The organism is Arthrobacter sp. BK1, assembly GCF_056680055.1.
The window spans coordinates 4,124,822-4,141,027 of record NZ_CM155263.1 but is presented as its reverse complement, the minus strand read 5'-3'; the positions used below and the strand labels follow the sequence as shown (position 1 = coordinate 4,141,027).

The window sequence follows — 16,206 nt, the reverse complement described above, 5'->3', positions numbered from 1 at the left end:
TTGTTTTCTAAAGCTTCATGAGGGGCGCTGCGGGAAGCGCGCCGGGTCAGCGGGACATGCCGCTGATGATGAGGATCACGCCGGAGATGAGGGCCACGATCCCAAAAACCAGGACGAGGACCTGCATCAGCCTGAGCCGCTTCGCCCGGGCCAGGCCTGCGGTGGCCGCGTCCAGGGGCTCAAGCCCATGCGCGGAACTGGCCGGGATCCGGGGCAGGTCCGCGAAGAGATCATCAGGCTCGGCCACCTGTTGCCGGGTCACAGCGGGTGCTGCCTGCTGCGGCTCGGCCGCTGCCCGGGCGGCCGCTTCTGCCCTGGCAATAACCCGGGAGCGGCCCGAAGGCGCTGAAGGTGCGGCACCGGCTGAAGTTTGCTTCGGCGTTCCGGACGGCCGGCGGCCCTTGCCTCCGCTCCGGACCTTTTGTCCGGGCTGCGTCACTACCGGGACATGCGATGTTGCCGCAGGCTTCATGACAGGGCGGTCGATGCCGGGCACCTGCACGAACTCGAGCGGCGTCACCATGGCGAGGTTGGCGGCAGTGGCCGGGCCCGGCCGTGTGGCTGCCGGCTGTGATGCCGGGCGGGGGGACGTGGTGGAGCCCAGGGAAGACGTGGCAGGTTCCGCCTGCTCCGCCAGTTTCTGCTTTGCCATGGCCCGGCGGTTGAGGATGGCTGCCCGCTCGGCCAGGGCAATCTGCTCCGCCAGGATGTCGGGATCCACGGCCTCAGGATCCATCGAAGCGATGTGCTCCATCTTGGCCAGCTGGTTCTTGGCCTGCTCGGCGATCAGGGAACGGGCTGCGAGTGCCTGTTCCACGCTCATACCGGCCGGCAGGCGGGATTCCGGGGAGGCTGCCTCGGTGCTGGTGCTGGAATTGGCGCTTGCCGGCGCGACACGGGGCTGGCCGGGGCCCTGCTGGCCCGCTGCCGGCTGGCCGGCAGGGGCCACCACAGGATTGGCCGAGGTGACGGCCTGTTCCTTGAGCTGCTGCAACCGCAGCTGCCTCCGGGTGGGAGGGCCACCGGCTGAGAGCTGCCCCTCTTTTTCCTCAAGCTCCTTGATGGCACGCAGGGCCGCCCGGTCGCGGGCACGGATCTGGCTGGACCGCTCGGCAGGTGTCTGCTCCGGCACTGAATCCACCGGGGTATCGGATACCCGGCGTTGTTTTGAGGCAGGCGAAAGCTGGCCCGGGGCGGGAGGCCCGGCAACCTTCTTCTCGTCTCTTGACTGCCGCAGTTCGCGGCGGCTGCGGACGGGGGGCTGTTCCTGACTCATTGAGAACTCATTCAGTACTGGCTGACTCGTCTGTTTCGGTAGTGCGGACGTCCTGGGGAAATGTTCCTTCGGCGTACAGTCCGTATTTGGCGATGTATTGCACCACTCCGTCCGGTACCAGGTACCAGACGGGATTATGCGCGGCTACCCTGACCCGGCAATCGGTGGAGGAGATGGCCATGGCGGGCACCTCCAGGAGGCTGACATCTTTCCGGCCCATGCCGTCAAGCACATGCCCGGGCCGGGTGACGCCGACAAAATGCGCCAACGACCATAGTTCATCGATGTCTTTCCATGACAGAATCTGCGCCAGCGCATCGGCTCCGGTGATGAAGAAAAGATCCGCATCCGGGCGCTGGGTCCTCAGATCCCGCAAGGTATCAATGGTATACGTGGGACCGGGCCGGTCAACATCGACCCTGCTGACGGTGAAGCGCGGGTTCGACGCCGTGGCGATCACCGTCATCAGGTAGCGGTGTTCCGCTTCGCTGACCTGCTTGTGCGATTTTTGCCATGGCTGCCCGGTGGGGACAAAGACCACTTCGTCCAGACCGAACTTGGCTGCCACCTCGCTGGCAGCGACAAGGTGGCCGTGGTGGATGGGATCAAATGTCCCGCCCATCACACCCAGCCGCAGCCGGCCTTCAGCACCGCCACGGCGCAGAACACTGGAAATGTCAGTGGCCTTGGCCGTGGTCGTGCTTGTTGGGGTGCTGGCGGTGCGGATCGGCATGCTCTTCCGTTATGGTGTGCCGGTTACCCAGGTTGGAGTAAGACAGCGTGACGAACATCAGCACCAGCAGGATGGCGAACATGACAACGCCGAAGACCCATGGCTCAGCCCACAGGGGGGCGAGTTCGTGTTCTTCGCCTTCGGCAACGGTCATGGCAATCTGCTGGAGCAGCATTTTCTCCCCTAGGGTTCAAGGATGTGGCAGCGGATTTTCCGCCGCTGTGGGACTTTTGTCTATGTTACCGCGTTGCTAGCCGCGGACCTGGCCCTCGCCCTGCACGATCCACTTGGTGGTGGTGAGCTCGGTCAGCCCCATCGGTCCGCGCGCATGCAGCTTCTGGGTGGAAATGCCGACTTCGGCACCCAGCCCCAACTCCCCGCCATCGGTAAACCGGGTGGAAGCGTTCACGATGACCGCAGCAGAATCAATCTCGGCGATGAACCTCTCCGCATTGGCAAGGTTGTTGGTCAGGATGGCTTCGGTATGGCCGGTGGACCACGTGCGGATGTGTTTCACGGCGTCGTCCAGGCTGTCCACCATGGCCACGGCGAGGTCCAGATCCATGTATTCAGTCCCCCAGTCAACGTCCGAGGCCGGCTCCGACTCGACAGATGACGGCAGGGCCGCGCGGACCCGCTCATCAACGTGGAGCCGCACTCCAGCGGCGCGCAGGGCGGCAGCTACGGCAGGCAGCACGGTGGAGCGTGAATGGACCAGCAGGGTTTCCACGGTGTTGCAGACGCTGGGCCGTTGGGTCTTGGCGTTCAGCAGGATGTCCACGGCCATCTCTTCGCCGGCAGATTCGTCGATGAAGATATGGACGTTGCCCTCGCCGGTCTCGATGACCGGCACGGCAGCGTTGGTGACAACGGACTGGATCAGTTCCCGCCCGCCCCGCGGGATCAGGACATCAACCCGGCCGCGGGCGCGCATCAGGGCATTGGCGCCTTCCCGGCCGTACTGGTCAACGGTCTGCACTGCGTCGGCGGGAAGACCCACGCTGTCAAGAGCTTCGCGCAGCACGTGCACGAGGGCTTCGTTGGTGGCGGCAGCGGCCGTGCCGCCCCGGAGGATGACCGCGTTGCCGCTCTTCAGTGCCAGTCCGGCGATGTCAACGGTGACGTTGGGACGGGCTTCGTAAATGGCGGCAACCACGCCCATAGGCACGTTGACCTGGCGCAGGCGGAGGCCGTTGGGCAGGGTCTGGCCACGGACCACGTTGCCCACAGGGTCCGGGAGGTTGGCCAGATTATCCAGCGCGTCCACCAGTCCGGTGATGCGGGCCTCAGTCAACGTCAGGCGGTCCAGCAAGGCTGCGGAAGTGCCGCTGGCCTTGCCGGCAGCCACGTCCTTGGCATTCGCGGACAGGATAAGGCCCTTGCGCTCCTGGAGCGCAGCTGCAATGGCGCGCAGGCCGCGGTCCTTCCATGCCCGGTTTGCCCTGGCCATCCGGCGTGCTGCCTGCTTGGAACGGTCGGCGATCGCGTGCACTGCCGCCTCTATGTCACTGGCGGAGGCCGTAACGGAAGGTGCGTCCGGGGACGCCGGAACGGCAGTGTTGTCCCGGGAAGTCGCAGCAGTAGTGTGGGTCAGCGCCTCAGTCATGGTTCAAGTTTAGGCGAGCCCGGCGCTCAGACCAGCACCAGGTCATCAACGTGAACAACTTCACGGTCATATCTGCTGCCCAGCGACCTGCCCAGTTCCTTGGTGGACCGGCCCAGCATCTGCGGGAGTTCCGCCGCAGAGTAGTTGACCAGGCCACGGGCAATGACAGTGCCGTCGGCACTGGCCATCTCGACGGCGTCGCCGGCTTCAAAATCACCGCTGATGGCGGAGATGCCTGCCGGCAGCAGCGAGGTGTGGCGGTCGCGGACGGCCTTGACGGCGCCGTCGTCGAGGATCAGCTGGCCATGGACTGAGGCGAGATGCTCCAGCCACAGCATCCGGACGGGTTTGCGGGCGCCGTTGACGGTGAACCAGGTACCGACGTCCTCCCCCGCCAGAGCGGCCGCAGCGTTGCCGGTGGATGTGACCAGAGCGTGGATCCCGGAGCCGGCCGCTATGGTTGCCGCCTCGACTTTTGTCATCATGCCGCCGGTGCCGACGCCGGCCTTGCCGGCTTTGCCGATGGACACGCCGTCGAGGTCGTGTGGGCCCTCCACGAGCGGGATCCGCTTGGCACCGTGCGACGGCGGGCCGTCGTACAGGGAGTCGACGTCGGAGAGCAGCACCAGCGCGTCGGCGCGGACCAGGTGGGCCACCAAGGCGGCGAGGCGGTCGTTGTCGCCGAAGCGGATCTCGTGGGTGGCCACGGTGTCGTTTTCGTTGACCACCGGCACCACACCGAGGTTAAGGAGGCGGTTCAGGGCGCGGAAGGCGTTGGTGTGCTGGCTCCGGCGCATCAGGTCATCTGCAGTGAGCAGCACCTGGCTCACGGTCACGCCGTGGGCGCCGAAAGCCTGGGTGTAGCGGGCCATCAGCAGGCCCTGGCCCACACTGGCCGCGGCCTGCTGGGTGGCAAGGTCACGCGGCCTTTTGGCCAGGCCCAAGGGTGCCAGGCCCGCCGCAATGGCGCCTGAGGACACCAGGATGATCTCCGTGCCGGAGTTCCGCTTGGCCGCCAGCGCGTCCGCCAGCGCGGTCAGTGACTCCTCGGAGATGCCGCCCTTGATGCTGGTCAGAGAGGACGAACCCACTTTGACCACTATCCTGCGGGCACCGGAGAGCACGCCGCGGTCCGCGGTCCGCTGCTGCGGAACCGCGGCAGCAGTGCTACTGGTCATCGTCTGCGCCCAGTCCACTCTCCTTGAGCGGCTTGGCAACCCGGCGGCTGCTGACCGACTCGGTCCAGATACCTGCTTTGCGTTCGGCTTCGAGTTCGGCGCGGGCGGCTGCCTTGGCATCCTTGCGCTCCTGCTGCTCGTCCCGCTTCTGGCCGCGGGTGGGGCGGTCGCCGATGTCCGCGAAACGGACGTCGGTGCCACGCGGGGCGGCGAGCAGTTCGGCGCCTGCCATCATGGTGGGCTCCCAGTCGAAGACCACGCCGTCGTCCTCGCCGATCACCACGGTGTCGCCAGGCTTGGCGCCCTGCTTGAAGAGTTCGTTTTCGACGCCGAGCTTCGCGAGGCGGTCTGCGAGGTAGCCGATGGCTTCCTCGTTGGTGAAGTCTGTCTGCTTGACCCAGCGCACGGGCTTGTCGCCGAGGACGCGGAACAGCGGCTCAAGGTTCTTTTCCTCGCGGCGGATCTTGAAGCCTGCCTCGTTCACAGCCCGCGGGCGCAGCACGGGCGGCTGGACCTTCGGCGGTGCAGCGGCCAGGGTGTCGCGGGCAGACTGGACGATTTCGGCCATGGCGAAGCCGAGCTGGCGCAGGCCCTCGTGGCTGGTGGCTGAGATTTCGAAGACCCGGTAACCACGGGATTCCAGTTCCGGGCGGACGAACCCGGCCATGTCCTTGCCGTCCGGGAGGTCCACCTTGTTCAGGGCCACCAGGCGCGGGCGGTGGTTCAGCGGGACAACTTCGCCGTCAGTGCCGGCGTAGCTCATGTCCACGGCGTACTTTTCCAGTTCGGCCTCGATAATGGCCAGGTCGGAGAGAGGGTCGCGGTCGGCTTCAAGCGTGCCGCAGTCCAGCACATGCACCAGTGCGGCGCAGCGCTCCACGTGGCGCAGGAAGTGGTGGCCCAGGCCCTTGCCTTCGCTGGCGCCTTCGATCAGGCCCGGGACGTCGGCGATGGTGAAGCGGATATCGCCGGCCTGGACAACGCCGAGGTTGGGGATAAGCGTGGTGAACGGGTAGTCGGCGATCTTGGGCCGCGCGGCGGACATGGCCGCGATCAGGCTGGACTTGCCGGCAGAGGGGAAGCCCACCAGGGCGATATCCGCAATGGACTTCAGTTCCAGCACAACGTCGCTGGACTCGCCCTCGATGCCGAGGAGCGCAAAGCCCGGGGCCCGGCGCTTCTGGGAGGACAGCGATGCGTTGCCCAGGCCGCCCTGGCCGCCGGCAGCCGCGACGTACTCGGCGCCTTCACCCACGAGGTCAGCGAGGACGGTTCCGTCCTTGGACTTGACTACGGTGCCGTCAGGGACAGGAAGGATGAGGGTCTCGCCGCTCTTCCCGCCGCGCCAGTCGCCCATGCCGGGGCCGCCGTTGGTGGCGTGGCGGTGGGGGGCGTGGTGGTAATCCAAAAGCGTGGTGGTCTGGTGGTCCACACGGAGGATGACGTCGCCGCCGTCGCCGCCGTTGCCGCCGTCGGGTCCGCCGAGAGGCTTGAACTTCTCGCGGTGGACCGAGACACAGCCGTGGCCGCCGGTACCGCCGGATACGTGCAGTACTACCCGGTCTACAAAGCTCGCCACGTGGATCTCCTCAGTGCTGTTTCCTGGACGCCCGCAGGCACCAAGACGATTGTAATGCGGTTAAAAGAACAGTGGAGCGGACCAACAGGTCCGCTCCACCACTTCAGAACTATTTGTTACTCTGCGGCTGCAGCAGCAACGATGTTGACTACGCGGCGACCGCGGCGGGTGCCGAATTCGACAGCTCCCGGGGTCAGTGCGAACAGGGTGTCGTCGCCGCCACGGCCTACGCCGGCGCCCGGGTGGAAGTGGGTGCCGCGCTGGCGGACGATGATCTCGCCTGCGGAAACTACCTGGCCGCCGAAGCGCTTGACGCCGAGGTACTGGGCGTTGGAGTCACGACCGTTGCGAGTGGAGCTCGCGCCTTTTTTATGTGCCATTTGAAATGCCTGCCTCTAAATTCTGGGGAATCTGCTGAAAACCTGAACAGTAACGAAAGGTTACTTGATACCAGTGATCTTGACCTTGGTCAGTTCCTGACGGTGACCCTGGCGCTTCTTGTAACCGGTCTTGTTCTTGAACTTCTGGATGACGATCTTCGGACCGCGAAGGTCATTGAGGATCTCAGCCGTGACAGTTACCTTGGCCAGGTCCGCAGCTGCGGCAGTGACCTTCTCACCGTCGACCAGGAGCAGGACGGGCAGCTCAATGGTGCTGCCAGCTCCACCGGCGACGCGGTTGAGGGTAACGAAGTCTCCAACGGAGACCTTCTCTTGCCGGCCGCCTGCGCGGACAATCGCGTACACCACTTGGGAACTCACTTCTCTCGACGTTTATTACTAGATTTGCGTGCGGAACCTGGGTCCATAATTGGCTGGGCTCTCGCTGTGCCTCAACGCCGTGGGGTCGTAACCCAAGTGTTGGCGTAAGCACCGAAGATCTAGAATACGCTAATTTTGCCTTCGGCCGCAAATGAGGCTGGTTACGGCCGGTTGACTGTGATAGGACCCACAAACAGGTACTGCACCGACAACCAGGAACCGTGCCCGACTATCGTACCGGCTGGAACCGCCGTTGACGTTCAGGCGTGCAGGCGTGGCGCGTCGAAGAATTCCACTTCGAAGCGGCAGGACTGGCCGAAGGCTGCCATCATGGCTGCCCTCTCGTCCTCCGAGCCGCTGCGGCCCGCGTCGTCTGCCATGGCGATGGCCTCCCGGGTGGCCTGCGCGAAGTCCTCGTCTGCGTAGGTCCGCAGCCATTCGGCGTAGGGGTGCGACGCGGGGGCGCCGGCAGCGATGAACTCCCCGTGAAGCGTCTGCCCCACTTCGGCGTACAGCCAGAAGCACGGAAGGACAGCAGCCACCAGCACGGCGTAGCTGCCTGAGGTTGAGGCCGCCAGCAGGTGGTCCACGTAGGACTTGGTGACCGGCCCCAGGCCCGGCTCCACTGCGCGGGAACTGAGCCAGCTCCGGTGCAGCTCGGACTCGACCTCGAGGCACTGCTGCGCGGAGCGGGCCCAGAACAGCTGGGCCGCCTCAGTGGGCGCCAGCGCGCTGGCGCGGGCCAGCACCCGTGAGTAACCGTTGAGGTAGATGGCGTCCTGCGCGAGGTAGTAGGTGAACTGCGCCTCTCCCAGCGTGCCGGCCGCGAGGTCACGGATGAACTCCAGCCCATAGATGGATTCCAGCTCAGGAGCGGCTTCCCCGCGCAGGAGTTCAGCGAATTCGCCCTTATCCAGCTCCCGCTTCCGGTGGTGGAAGTGGTGGACCGGGCCGTTGCCGCCGCCAACGTCAAGCTGGCCGGAGGCCTGGAGCGCGCCGGCCAGCCAGGGCTTCACCTGGCGCAGCGAGGCTTCCCAGTCGCCCAGCCGGGCCTGCACGGCAGCCATTGCCGATGACAGCGAGCAGCCGGTGCCGTGGCTGTTCGGCGTGGGTACGCGCTCCCCCGCAAACTCCACCACCTCCTGCGAAAGCAGTCCCCCGGCATTGACCAGGGCGTCCGGGCAAGTATCGCCGTCGAGGTGCCCTCCCTTGACCAGGATGGTGGCGCCGGTGGCGGCAGATAGCCGGCGTCCTTGCCCCAGGGCCTCTTCCCAGTCCTGCGCCTGCGGCTCGCCGAGAAGAAGGGCGAGTTCCACCAGGTTTGGTGTGATCAGGTCCGCGAGCTGAAGCAGTTCCCCCAGGGCATCTTCAGCCGATTCCTTCAGGAGCCTGTCCCCGCTGGTGGCGACCATTACCGGGTCCAGGACGACGACGGCGGGGCGGACTTTTTCGAGCCACCCACGAACCACCGCTATCACCTCAGCTTCGCCCAGCATGCCGATCTTGACGGCGTCGATGGTGATGTCGTCACTGATGGCCTCAAGCTGCTCGGCCAGGAAGGCAGCGGGCGGGACGTGGACGGCCCGCACTCCCCGGGTGTTCTGGGCGGTCAGGGCGGTGATGGCGGCCATCCCGTAGCCGCCGAATGCTGCAATGCTTTTCAGGTCCGCCTGGATGCCGGCACCGCCTGATGGATCAGAGCCCGCGATTGACAGAACGCGCGGAATTTCCCGCCGCACGTGGCCGGCCCTGGGCCGGCTTTGCGGTGCCTGGGCCGGGGTGGGTGCTTGGCCCCGGGTGGGTGCGGGAGAAGGCGCCGCTGCGGAGACGCCGGCAGCCGGGGACAGGACAAGAGTAGAAGCCAAGGAGACATCCCTTCGCCGGTGCTAACCGGACAGGTTCAACGGGTCTGGATCTCAGCCGGCACTGTGCGCGGCACCCCGTGTCAGTGGTTCAGCCTAGCGTTTCGCGCAGGCTCCGGCCTTCCGTGACGTTATGGGACAGCGCCTGCATCCCGCGGGCCGCCGGTTAACGCGCGATGCCCGGCCCCGCCTGTGAAGAACAGGCGCGGCCGGGCATCCCGGACCTGGTTGGTCAGAGCTCTGAGGCCGGAACCCCTACACCGAGGATGATGGGCGCCTCCGCAGCCGGTTTGTCAGCAACGGCAACCTTGGCGGGTTCCGGTGCCTTGGCGGCGTGGGAGTGCCCGGTGGCAGCCACCGGAGCGGCCTCGTGATGCTCCACCGAAGTGGCATTGGCTGCGCCCTGGGCTCGGCTGGCACTGCGGTTACGCCGCGGGCGGCGGTTGCGTGACTGGTCCGCGGTGTGGTCCGAGTAGTCCTTCTCCTCCGCGGCGGGCTGCCGGCGTGCCGGCTCGCTGGCGGCAGGAAGAGTCTCGGCCGGTGCTGCGACTGCCGGCTTGGATTCAGCAGCCGCGGCTTCAGCACCAGTGGCTTCAGGCCCAGTGGCTTCAGGCCCGGCAACCGGCGCCCCCAGATTGGCAAAGGCCTCGGCAAGACGGTCCAGCGTCAGGGCAGGCGACTGCGGGTGGTCCGCGTGGTGCTCTACGAAGGGCAGGACAACCTGCTCTCCGCCGAAGGTCAGCACTGCACCGGGGCGTCCGGCAGAGTCGGTTTCGGTCCGTTCCGCCGTTGCTGCTGCCGGTGACGTGGCCGGTGCCGGTGAAGGTGCCGGCGCTGTTGCCTTCGCCGGTGCCCCTGCGGCAGCCTGGCCTGCGGCGCTGATTGCCTGTGCCACCTCGTCTTCGTGCAGGTGTGCAGCATGTGCGGCAGCGGCGATGTTTGCCAGTGCCGCCCTGGTGGCCTCCGCCTTGGCGTGGCGCTCGGCGTCGCTGGGGTCAGGGTGGACCGTATGGATCTGAACCGGGGCGGCCGGCGCGACGTCGAGGGGCTGGCCGCCGCGGCCACGGCGGCGCTTGCGGTCGTTGCGGCCGCCGGGCTGGCTGTCTCCGCGGGTCACATCCATGCGCTGGTCAGGGCGCTGATCGGTGCGCGGCGCGTCCGCGCGGTGGCTGTCTGCACGCTGCACATGGTGTTCGGCAGCGACAGTATTGGCCCGGCGATGTTCCACGGGGTCGTCGTGGGTGACGATTCCGCGGCCGGCACAGGTTTCGCACTGCTCCCCGAAGACCTCCAGGAGCCCCGTGCCCATCCGTTTGCGCGTCATCTGGACCAGGCCCAGCGATGTCACTTCGGCGACCTGGTGCTTGGTGCGGTCGCGGCCCAGGCATTCCACCATGCGCCGCAGCACCAGATCACGGTTGGACTCGAGCACCATGTCGATGAAGTCGATGACAATGATGCCGCCGATATCGCGGAGCCGGAGCTGCCGGACCACTTCCTCGGCTGCTTCGAGGTTGTTCTTGGTGACTGTCTCCTCGAGGTTGCCGCCGCTGCCGGTAAATTTGCCGGTGTTGACGTCCACCACGGTCATGGCTTCGGTCCGGTCGATGACCAGGGACCCGCCGGACGGCAGGAAAACCTTGCGTTCGAGTGCCTTGTGGATCTGTTCGTCGATCCGCCAGGCAGCGAAGATGTCCTGGTCCTTGGTCCACTTTTCCAGGCGGCCCACCAGATCCGGGGCAACGTAGGTGACGTAGGCCTCGATGGTGTCCCAGGCTTCTTCGCCGGAGACGATCAGCTTGGAGAAGTCCTCGTTGAAGACGTCGCGGACAACCTTGATGGTGAGGTCAGGTTCGCCGTAGAGGAGCTCCGGGGCGAGGATCTTCGTGGAGGTGGACTGGCTTTCGATGCCCTCCCACTGGGCCCGCAGACGGTTGATGTCATGCGTGAGCTCCTCTTCGGAGGCGCCTTCGGCAGCCGTGCGCACGATCACGCCGGCGTGCTCCGGGAGGCGGTCCTTGAGGATGCGCTTGAGGCGGTTGCGTTCGACGTCGGGCAGCTTGCGGGAGATGCCGGTCATGGAGCCGCCGGGCACGTACACGAGGTAGCGGCCGGGCAGGGAGATCTGGCTGGTCAGGCGGGCGCCCTTGTGGCCTACGGGGTCCTTGGTGACCTGGACCAGGACGGTATCGCCTGATTTGAGGGCGTTTTCGATCCGGCGCTGCTTGCCTTCGAGGTTGACGGCGTCCCAGTTCACTTCGCCCGCGTAGAGGACGGCGTTGCGGCCTCGTCCGATGTCAACGAACGCCGCTTCCATGGAAGGCAGCACGTTCTGCACCTTGCCGAGGTAAACGTTGCCGATCAGGGAGTCCTGCTGGGTCTTGGAGACAAAGTGTTCGGCCAGGACGCCGTCCTCAAGGACTGCGATCTGGATTCTGTCATCGCGCTGGCGGACGATCATCTGCCGGTCAACGGATTCACGCCGGGCCAGGAACTCGGCCTCGGTGATCACCGTTCGGCGGCGGCCGGTATCGCGGGATTCACGCCGGCGCTGCTTCTTCGCTTCGAGCCTGGTGGAGCCCTTGACGGACGTCACGCGGTTATTGACCGGAGCTTCGGTGGCGGCACGCGGTGCGCGGACACGCGTCACCGTGTTGGGGGGATCGTCGCCTTCCCCGCCGGTCAGTTCCAGGTCCTGGTCACCACGGCGGCGGCGGCGGCGACGGCGGGACGTCACGCCCTCTTCGGCCTGGCCTGCTGACTCTTCGTCGTCTTCGGCGGCGCCGTCCTGGCCGCCTTCGGCAGCTTCGGCGTCGTTTTCGGTTTCGTCGGTGCGGCTGCGTCCGCGGCGGCCACGGCTGCGGCGCCTGCGGCGGCCGTTGGCGTCGTCCGCTTCGCCGTCCTCGGCGTCGTCCTCTTCAGGCTCAGCTGCAGCGGCAACGGCGGCCGGAGCGGGGCGCACCACGGTGCTCAGGTCAGGCGCCTGGAAAAGCACTGACGTGGACGAGCCCGGTTCCAGGAAAAGTGAACCGAAGGGACTGGCCGCCTCGGCGCGGGCGGGTTCCGTCGCCGGGGCAGCTGTCTCCTGGACGGCTGCTTCCGGCTGTACCGGCGCCGGTACAGCCGGCTTTTCCGGAACGTCAGGGGCTGCCTCAGGTCCGGGTGCTGCGTCGGCCTCGGAAACAGCAGCGGCCTCCGGGGCAGCAGCAGTTTCAGGGGCTGCGGCAGTTTCCAGCTCAACAGTCTCAGGGGCTGCGTCAGTTTCCAGCTCAACAGTCTCAGGGGCTGCGGCCTTGCGGGTGGCAACGCGGCGGCGCCGGACAGGTTTCGTGTCGACGGCCATCTCTTCACCCTGAACCGCGGCGGCAGCCTCCACGGCAGCAGGCTCTGCTGCAGCGGGTGTTTCCGTGGCCTCGGCGGCGAAGGCGGGCAGCGGTTCTGCCGGCTCGGCTGCCTTGCGTGCGCGTGTCCGGCGGACGGGTGCCTTGGCTACCGGCGCAGCGGCTGCGGCGTCGCCGGTCAGAGTCAGTGCGTCAGCCGTGCCGGGCAGTGCTGCCTCTGCCTCGGTTGCGGCACCGGCGTCCATTGCGGCGGCAGCCTTGGGTGCTGCTTTGCGGCGGGTCCGGGTGGCCTTCTTCGGCGCTTCAACGGCTTCAGCCACTGCTGCTTCGTCATTAACGGCTGGTACTTGTTCGTTTTCCATAGTGGCAACACTCCTGCCCCTGACGTACCGCCACATCCGGCACCCATTGGGGCACATATTGTCAAAACCCGCAGGCGTTAACAGAAGTCAAATGGATACTCTCAGGTTCGCACCGGCAGTGGGGTGCGGCAGCCCGTGGGAGCCGTTGGCTGTGTCCTGAAACCCGTTGTTCTACATGCCACAACCAGGTGCCGACCAATGGGACGCGGGAAGCCGGATCAGAGAATCCAAAGCCTGCCCTGCTCGTCATTGGCGGTCTTGGGAACAAGCCACCGGACCGGAGTCCGAATGTGGGTCGGCCTCCAGCCACGTTCATTCTCTCACACCCGGGCTGAAAGACGGCGGAAGCCCGGACCTGGATCGCACGTCCCCCAGGCTGAATGCTGTCCCCAGCCCGCGGCGTTACAATCAGGCAAGGAGCACCCGACGCAAAGGACGCCACGAACCATGCCCAGCATCTCCCCCGCCACAGGCACCGGCAGCCCCGCAGCCGAACTCATGGCAGGCCCGGATCCTGTGACCTCAGCAGCCGTTCCGCCCATGACCCGTAACCGGCCCCTCGGCTGGCTCATGGTCATCACCAGCCTGATCGGCTGGCTGGCATCCGGGACCCTGGTCCTGGAGAAGCTCGAGGTCCTCAAGGATCCCAACCACACCACAGTGTGCGACGTCAACCCGTGGATCTCCTGCGGCCAGGTGATGCAGACCTGGCAGAGCTCCGTGTTCGGCTTCCCCAACATGTTCATAGGCATTGTGGCTTTCGCCGTCACACTCGCCGTCGGTACGGCCCTGCTGTCCGGGGCCACCTTCGCCCGCTGGTACTGGCTCGGGCTCCAGGCCGGTGTCACCCTGGGCTTCGCCTTTGTGGTGTGGCTGTGGTCCCAGGCACTGTACTCGATCCATATCCTGTGCCCGTTCTGCATGATCGTCTGGGCCGCAATGATCCCGCTGTTCGTCTGGGTGACCATCCGGAACGTCACCCATGGTGTCATCCCGGTCCCGGCCGGCGTGGCGCGCCTCCTCGGCGACTCGGGCTGGATCATCACGGCGTTGCTTTACGTGGCAGTGATCGCCACGATCTTCTTCGCCTTCATCCAGGTGTTCGCGGGTACGTCCGGTTTCTAGCAGACGCACAAAAGAGCCCCCGTTTCCGACGAAACGGGGGCTCTTTTGTGTGCAGGGCGGGGTCATTTAACGCCCGATAAACGGCTTGGAATGGGCTTTAAATGACCCCGCGTTGCCTAGCCCTGGAACCAGATCTTGATCTCGCGCTCGGCTGAGTCCACCGAATCCGAGCCGTGCACCAGGTTCTGCTGGACCTTCAGTCCCCAGTCGCGGCCGAAGTCGCCGCGGATGGTTCCCGGGGCGGCAGTGGTGGGATCGGTGGTTCCGGCGAGGGAGCGGAAGCCTTCAATGACGCGGTGGCCCTCGAAGATCGCTGCCACTACCGGCCCGCTGAGCATGAACTCCACGAGCGGCTCGTAGAACGGCTTGCCCACGTGCTCCTCGTAGTGCTGCTCCAGAAGCTCGCGGCTGGCCTCAACCTTCTTCAGCTCGGCGAGGGTGTAGCCCTTTGCCTCAATGCGGCTCAGGATGGCGCCGCTGAGATTGCGGGCCACGCCGTCGGGCTTGATCAAAACTAGGGTGCGCTCAATGCTCACAACTGCTCCAATGCGTTGGTGGGGTTTCGGGACAATTCTACGAGGCTTGCGGGGAGTCCCCGTGCGCCGCGTTCCATTCGGCCTGGTCGCGGTCGCGCTGCGCGGACTCGGAGTCGATCCGGATGCCGGTCCTGATCCCGTACCACCAGGCAAGGGCGAACAGGGCGCCCACCAGGAACATCATGGGTTCAACAATCCCGGTCAGGATCAGCACGATCTGCAGGATCCAGCCCAGCCCCACACCCCACGGCCTGGACAGCACCGCACACGCGAAGATCATGACCAGGCTAAGGGCGATTCCGGTGCCCAGGATCAGAGCCGGCGGAAACTCCCCGCGCTTGAGTCCGAAAACGGCCAGGGTGGCGAAAAACACCACGAACGCCTCGAGCAGCAGGACGGTGGAGGCGAACATTACTTTCGTGGACCGGCGCTTCTTGGGCATCCCGGGGCGCCATTCCCGCTGGGCCTTGGTCAGTCTGGCCATCGCTAGGCCTCCGTCTTTCCGAGCAGGATCCGTGCCTCGGCCACCAGGGTGATGGACCCCGTCACCAGGACACCACCGGAAAGGTCGTCATTGGCTTCGGCGCGTTCCACGGCCCATTCGAGGGCGTCGTCGAGCTTTTCGGCGATGTGGATGTTGTCCTCGCCGAAACCCATCTCCACTGCAAGTTCAGCCAGCTCGGCTGCCGGTACTGCACGCGGCGAGTTGGACTGGGTGAAGCAGTATTCCTCCGCAATCTCACCGAGGGATTCCTTGAGCTGGCGCAGGATTTCTTCGGCGTCCTTCTCCTTGAGCACCCCAACCACCGGCACCAGCCGGGTGAAGCTGAAGGCCTCCTGGATCGCTTCGGCCGAGACCCGGATTCCGTCGGGGTTGTGGGCGGCGTCCACGATGATGGTGGGCGCCGTCCGGACCACTTCCAGCCGGCCCGGCGAGGTCACAGCCGCGAAGGCTTCCTGCAGGACTTCGGCGTCGAGTTCCTTTTCGCCGCCGAAGAATGCCTCGAGTGCAGCCACGGCAACGGCCGCGTTCTGGGCCTGGTGCGCTCCGTGCAGCGGCAGCAGCAGTTCCGGATACCGGCCGGCGATGCCCTGGATGCTGACCACCTGTCCGCCCACGGCGACAGTCCGGGATTCGACGCCGAACTCCACTCCTTCAAACCTGAAGGGCACGGAGACTTCCTTGGCCTTTTCCAGCAGCACCTGTGCAGCGTCCACGGGCTGGGCCGCACTGATCAGGAAACCGCCGGGTTTGATGATCCCGGCCTTCTCGTAGGCGATGTCCTCGGTGGTGTCGCCGAGCAGGTCCGTATGGTCCAGGGAGATGGGGGTGATCACTGACACCTGGCCGTCCCCGACGTTGGTGGCGTCCGTAATCCCGCCCAGGCCCACCTCGATGACGGCGACGTTGACGGGCTGGTCGGCGAACACTGCGAAGCCCAGGATGGTCAGGCATTCGAAGTACGTGAGCCGGGGCTCGCCGGCTGCGGTGAGTTCGTCGTCGACGATCTGCAGGTAGGGGCGGATCTCATCCCAGATACGGACGAACGTCTCATCCGACACAGGGTGGCCGTCAATGCTGATCCGTTCGGTGACCTTGGACAGGTGCGGGCTGGTGTAGCGGCCGGTGCTCAGGCCGTGGGCACGCAGCCCGGCTTCGATCATCCGGGCGGTGGAGGTCTTGCCGTTGGTGCCGGTCACGTGGATGATCGGGAAGGCCTTGTTGGGCTCTCCCAGGACATCCATGGCACGGAACAGCGGCGCAAGGCGTGGCTCCATCTTGTTTTCCGGAGCGCGGCCCAGCAGCTCGGCGTAGACACTTTCCACGGAGAATTCGTCGGTCATAT

General features: G+C 66.0%; 14 protein-coding genes and 1 riboswitch. Of the genes, 1 reads left to right on the top strand and 13 read right to left on the bottom strand.

Going from position 1 to position 16,206, the window contains the following annotated elements:
* Window positions 1–46: 46 nt before the first annotated feature.
* The 10 genes from AC1MCA_RS18960 to AC1MCA_RS18915 all read right to left on the bottom strand — a co-directional run bounded on the left by AC1MCA_RS18960 (window position 47) and on the right by AC1MCA_RS18915 (window position 12,698).
* The gene (locus tag AC1MCA_RS18960) at window positions 47–1,276 is read right to left on the bottom strand and encodes a hypothetical protein (protein WP_479799854.1); all 1,230 of its coding nucleotides are present in this window, start codon (window positions 1,274–1,276) and stop codon (window positions 47–49) included.
* A 7-nt stretch (window positions 1,277–1,283) separates the two neighbouring features.
* The gene (gene nadD / locus AC1MCA_RS18955) at window positions 1,284–2,003 is read right to left on the bottom strand and encodes a nicotinate-nucleotide adenylyltransferase (RefSeq protein ID WP_479803458.1); all 720 of its coding nucleotides are present in this window, start codon (window positions 2,001–2,003) and stop codon (window positions 1,284–1,286) included.
* Entirely contained in the window at window positions 1,954–2,184 is a 231-nt protein-coding gene (locus AC1MCA_RS18950) for a hypothetical protein (protein WP_108599554.1), read from the bottom strand. The genes nadD and AC1MCA_RS18950 overlap by 50 nt, the downstream gene beginning before the upstream one ends.
* 75 nt (window positions 2,185–2,259) lie before the next feature.
* Window positions 2,260–3,615, bottom strand: a complete 1,356-nt coding sequence (locus tag AC1MCA_RS18945) for a glutamate-5-semialdehyde dehydrogenase (RefSeq protein WP_479799853.1) — start codon at window positions 3,613–3,615, stop codon at window positions 2,260–2,262.
* Window positions 3,616–3,641: 26 nt separating this feature from the next.
* Complete coding sequence (proB, locus tag AC1MCA_RS18940; protein WP_479799852.1) at window positions 3,642–4,793, bottom strand: glutamate 5-kinase; 1,152 nt, start codon at window positions 4,791–4,793, stop codon at window positions 3,642–3,644.
* Window positions 4,783–6,372 carry a GTPase ObgE gene (gene obgE, locus AC1MCA_RS18935; RefSeq protein WP_479799851.1) on the bottom strand — a complete coding sequence of 530 codons (1,590 nt, stop codon included), beginning with the start codon at window positions 6,370–6,372 and terminating at the stop codon, window positions 4,783–4,785. Before obgE ends, proB begins: the two co-directional genes overlap by 11 nt.
* Window positions 6,373–6,488: 116 nt before the next feature.
* Window positions 6,489–6,752 (bottom strand): 50S ribosomal protein L27, encoded by a 264-nt coding sequence (rpmA, locus tag AC1MCA_RS18930; protein ID WP_009372867.1) that lies wholly within the window; start codon window positions 6,750–6,752, stop codon window positions 6,489–6,491.
* A gap of 60 nt (window positions 6,753–6,812) precedes the next feature.
* Entirely contained in the window at window positions 6,813–7,121 is a 309-nt protein-coding gene (gene rplU / locus AC1MCA_RS18925; protein ID WP_108600109.1) for a 50S ribosomal protein L21, read from the bottom strand.
* Window positions 7,122–7,393: 272 nt separating this feature from the next.
* Window positions 7,394–8,872 carry a bifunctional hydroxymethylpyrimidine kinase/phosphomethylpyrimidine kinase gene (gene thiD / locus AC1MCA_RS18920; RefSeq protein ID WP_479803456.1) on the bottom strand — a complete coding sequence of 493 codons (1,479 nt, stop codon included), beginning with the start codon at window positions 8,870–8,872 and terminating at the stop codon, window positions 7,394–7,396.
* Between the two features lie 116 nt (window positions 8,873–8,988).
* Window positions 8,989–9,086, bottom strand: a riboswitch (TPP riboswitch).
* Between the two features lie 141 nt (window positions 9,087–9,227).
* Window positions 9,228–12,698, bottom strand: coding sequence for an Rne/Rng family ribonuclease (locus tag AC1MCA_RS18915; RefSeq protein WP_479799850.1), 3,471 nt, complete (start codon window positions 12,696–12,698; stop codon window positions 9,228–9,230).
* Between the two features lie 447 nt (window positions 12,699–13,145).
* On the opposite strand from AC1MCA_RS18915, the gene AC1MCA_RS18910 reads away from it, so the two are divergent.
* Window positions 13,146–13,823 (top strand): vitamin K epoxide reductase family protein, encoded by a 678-nt coding sequence (locus AC1MCA_RS18910; protein ID WP_479799849.1) that lies wholly within the window; start codon window positions 13,146–13,148, stop codon window positions 13,821–13,823.
* 116 nt (window positions 13,824–13,939) lie between these two features.
* On the opposite strand, the gene ndk is transcribed toward AC1MCA_RS18910, so the two are convergent.
* The 3 genes from ndk to AC1MCA_RS18895 are packed head-to-tail and all read right to left on the bottom strand — an operon-like array spanning window position 13,940 to window position 16,204.
* On the bottom strand, window positions 13,940–14,359 hold the full coding sequence (ndk, locus tag AC1MCA_RS18905; RefSeq protein ID WP_108599035.1) for a nucleoside-diphosphate kinase: 420 nt from the start codon (window positions 14,357–14,359) through the stop codon (window positions 13,940–13,942).
* Window positions 14,360–14,396: 37 nt separating this feature from the next.
* The gene (locus tag AC1MCA_RS18900; RefSeq protein ID WP_479799848.1) at window positions 14,397–14,843 is read right to left on the bottom strand and encodes a DUF4233 domain-containing protein; all 447 of its coding nucleotides are present in this window, start codon (window positions 14,841–14,843) and stop codon (window positions 14,397–14,399) included.
* Window positions 14,844–14,845: 2 nt separating this feature from the next.
* Window positions 14,846–16,204: a bifunctional folylpolyglutamate synthase/dihydrofolate synthase gene (locus tag AC1MCA_RS18895; RefSeq protein ID WP_479799847.1), complete on the bottom strand. Its 1,359-nt coding sequence runs from the start codon at window positions 16,202–16,204 to the stop codon at window positions 14,846–14,848.
* Window positions 16,205–16,206: the final 2 nt, after the last annotated feature.

Excerpts from the sequence above, each read along its gene's own strand:
- AC1MCA_RS18960 (WP_479799854.1), bottom strand. The coding sequence starts at position 1,276 with ATGAGTCAGGAACAGCCCCCCGTCCGCAGCCGCCGCGAACTGCGGCAG.
- AC1MCA_RS18950 (WP_108599554.1), bottom strand. The coding sequence starts at position 2,184 with ATGCTGCTCCAGCAGATTGCCATGACCGTTGCCGAAGGCGAAGAACAC.
- AC1MCA_RS18945 (WP_479799853.1), bottom strand. The coding sequence starts at position 3,615 with ATGACTGAGGCGCTGACCCACACTACTGCTGCGACTTCCCGGGACAAC.
- proB (WP_479799852.1), bottom strand. The coding sequence starts at position 4,793 with ATGACCAGTAGCACTGCTGCCGCGGTTCCGCAGCAGCGGACCGCGGAC.
- rpmA (WP_009372867.1), bottom strand. The coding sequence starts at position 6,752 with ATGGCACATAAAAAAGGCGCGAGCTCCACTCGCAACGGTCGTGACTCC.
- AC1MCA_RS18915 (WP_479799850.1), bottom strand. The coding sequence starts at position 12,698 with ATGGAAAACGAACAAGTACCAGCCGTTAATGACGAAGCAGCAGTGGCT.
- AC1MCA_RS18910 (WP_479799849.1), top strand. The coding sequence starts at position 13,146 with ATGCCCAGCATCTCCCCCGCCACAGGCACCGGCAGCCCCGCAGCCGAA.
- AC1MCA_RS18900 (WP_479799848.1), bottom strand. The coding sequence starts at position 14,843 with ATGGCCAGACTGACCAAGGCCCAGCGGGAATGGCGCCCCGGGATGCCC.
- AC1MCA_RS18895 (WP_479799847.1), bottom strand. The coding sequence starts at position 16,204 with ATGACCGACGAATTCTCCGTGGAAAGTGTCTACGCCGAGCTGCTGGGC.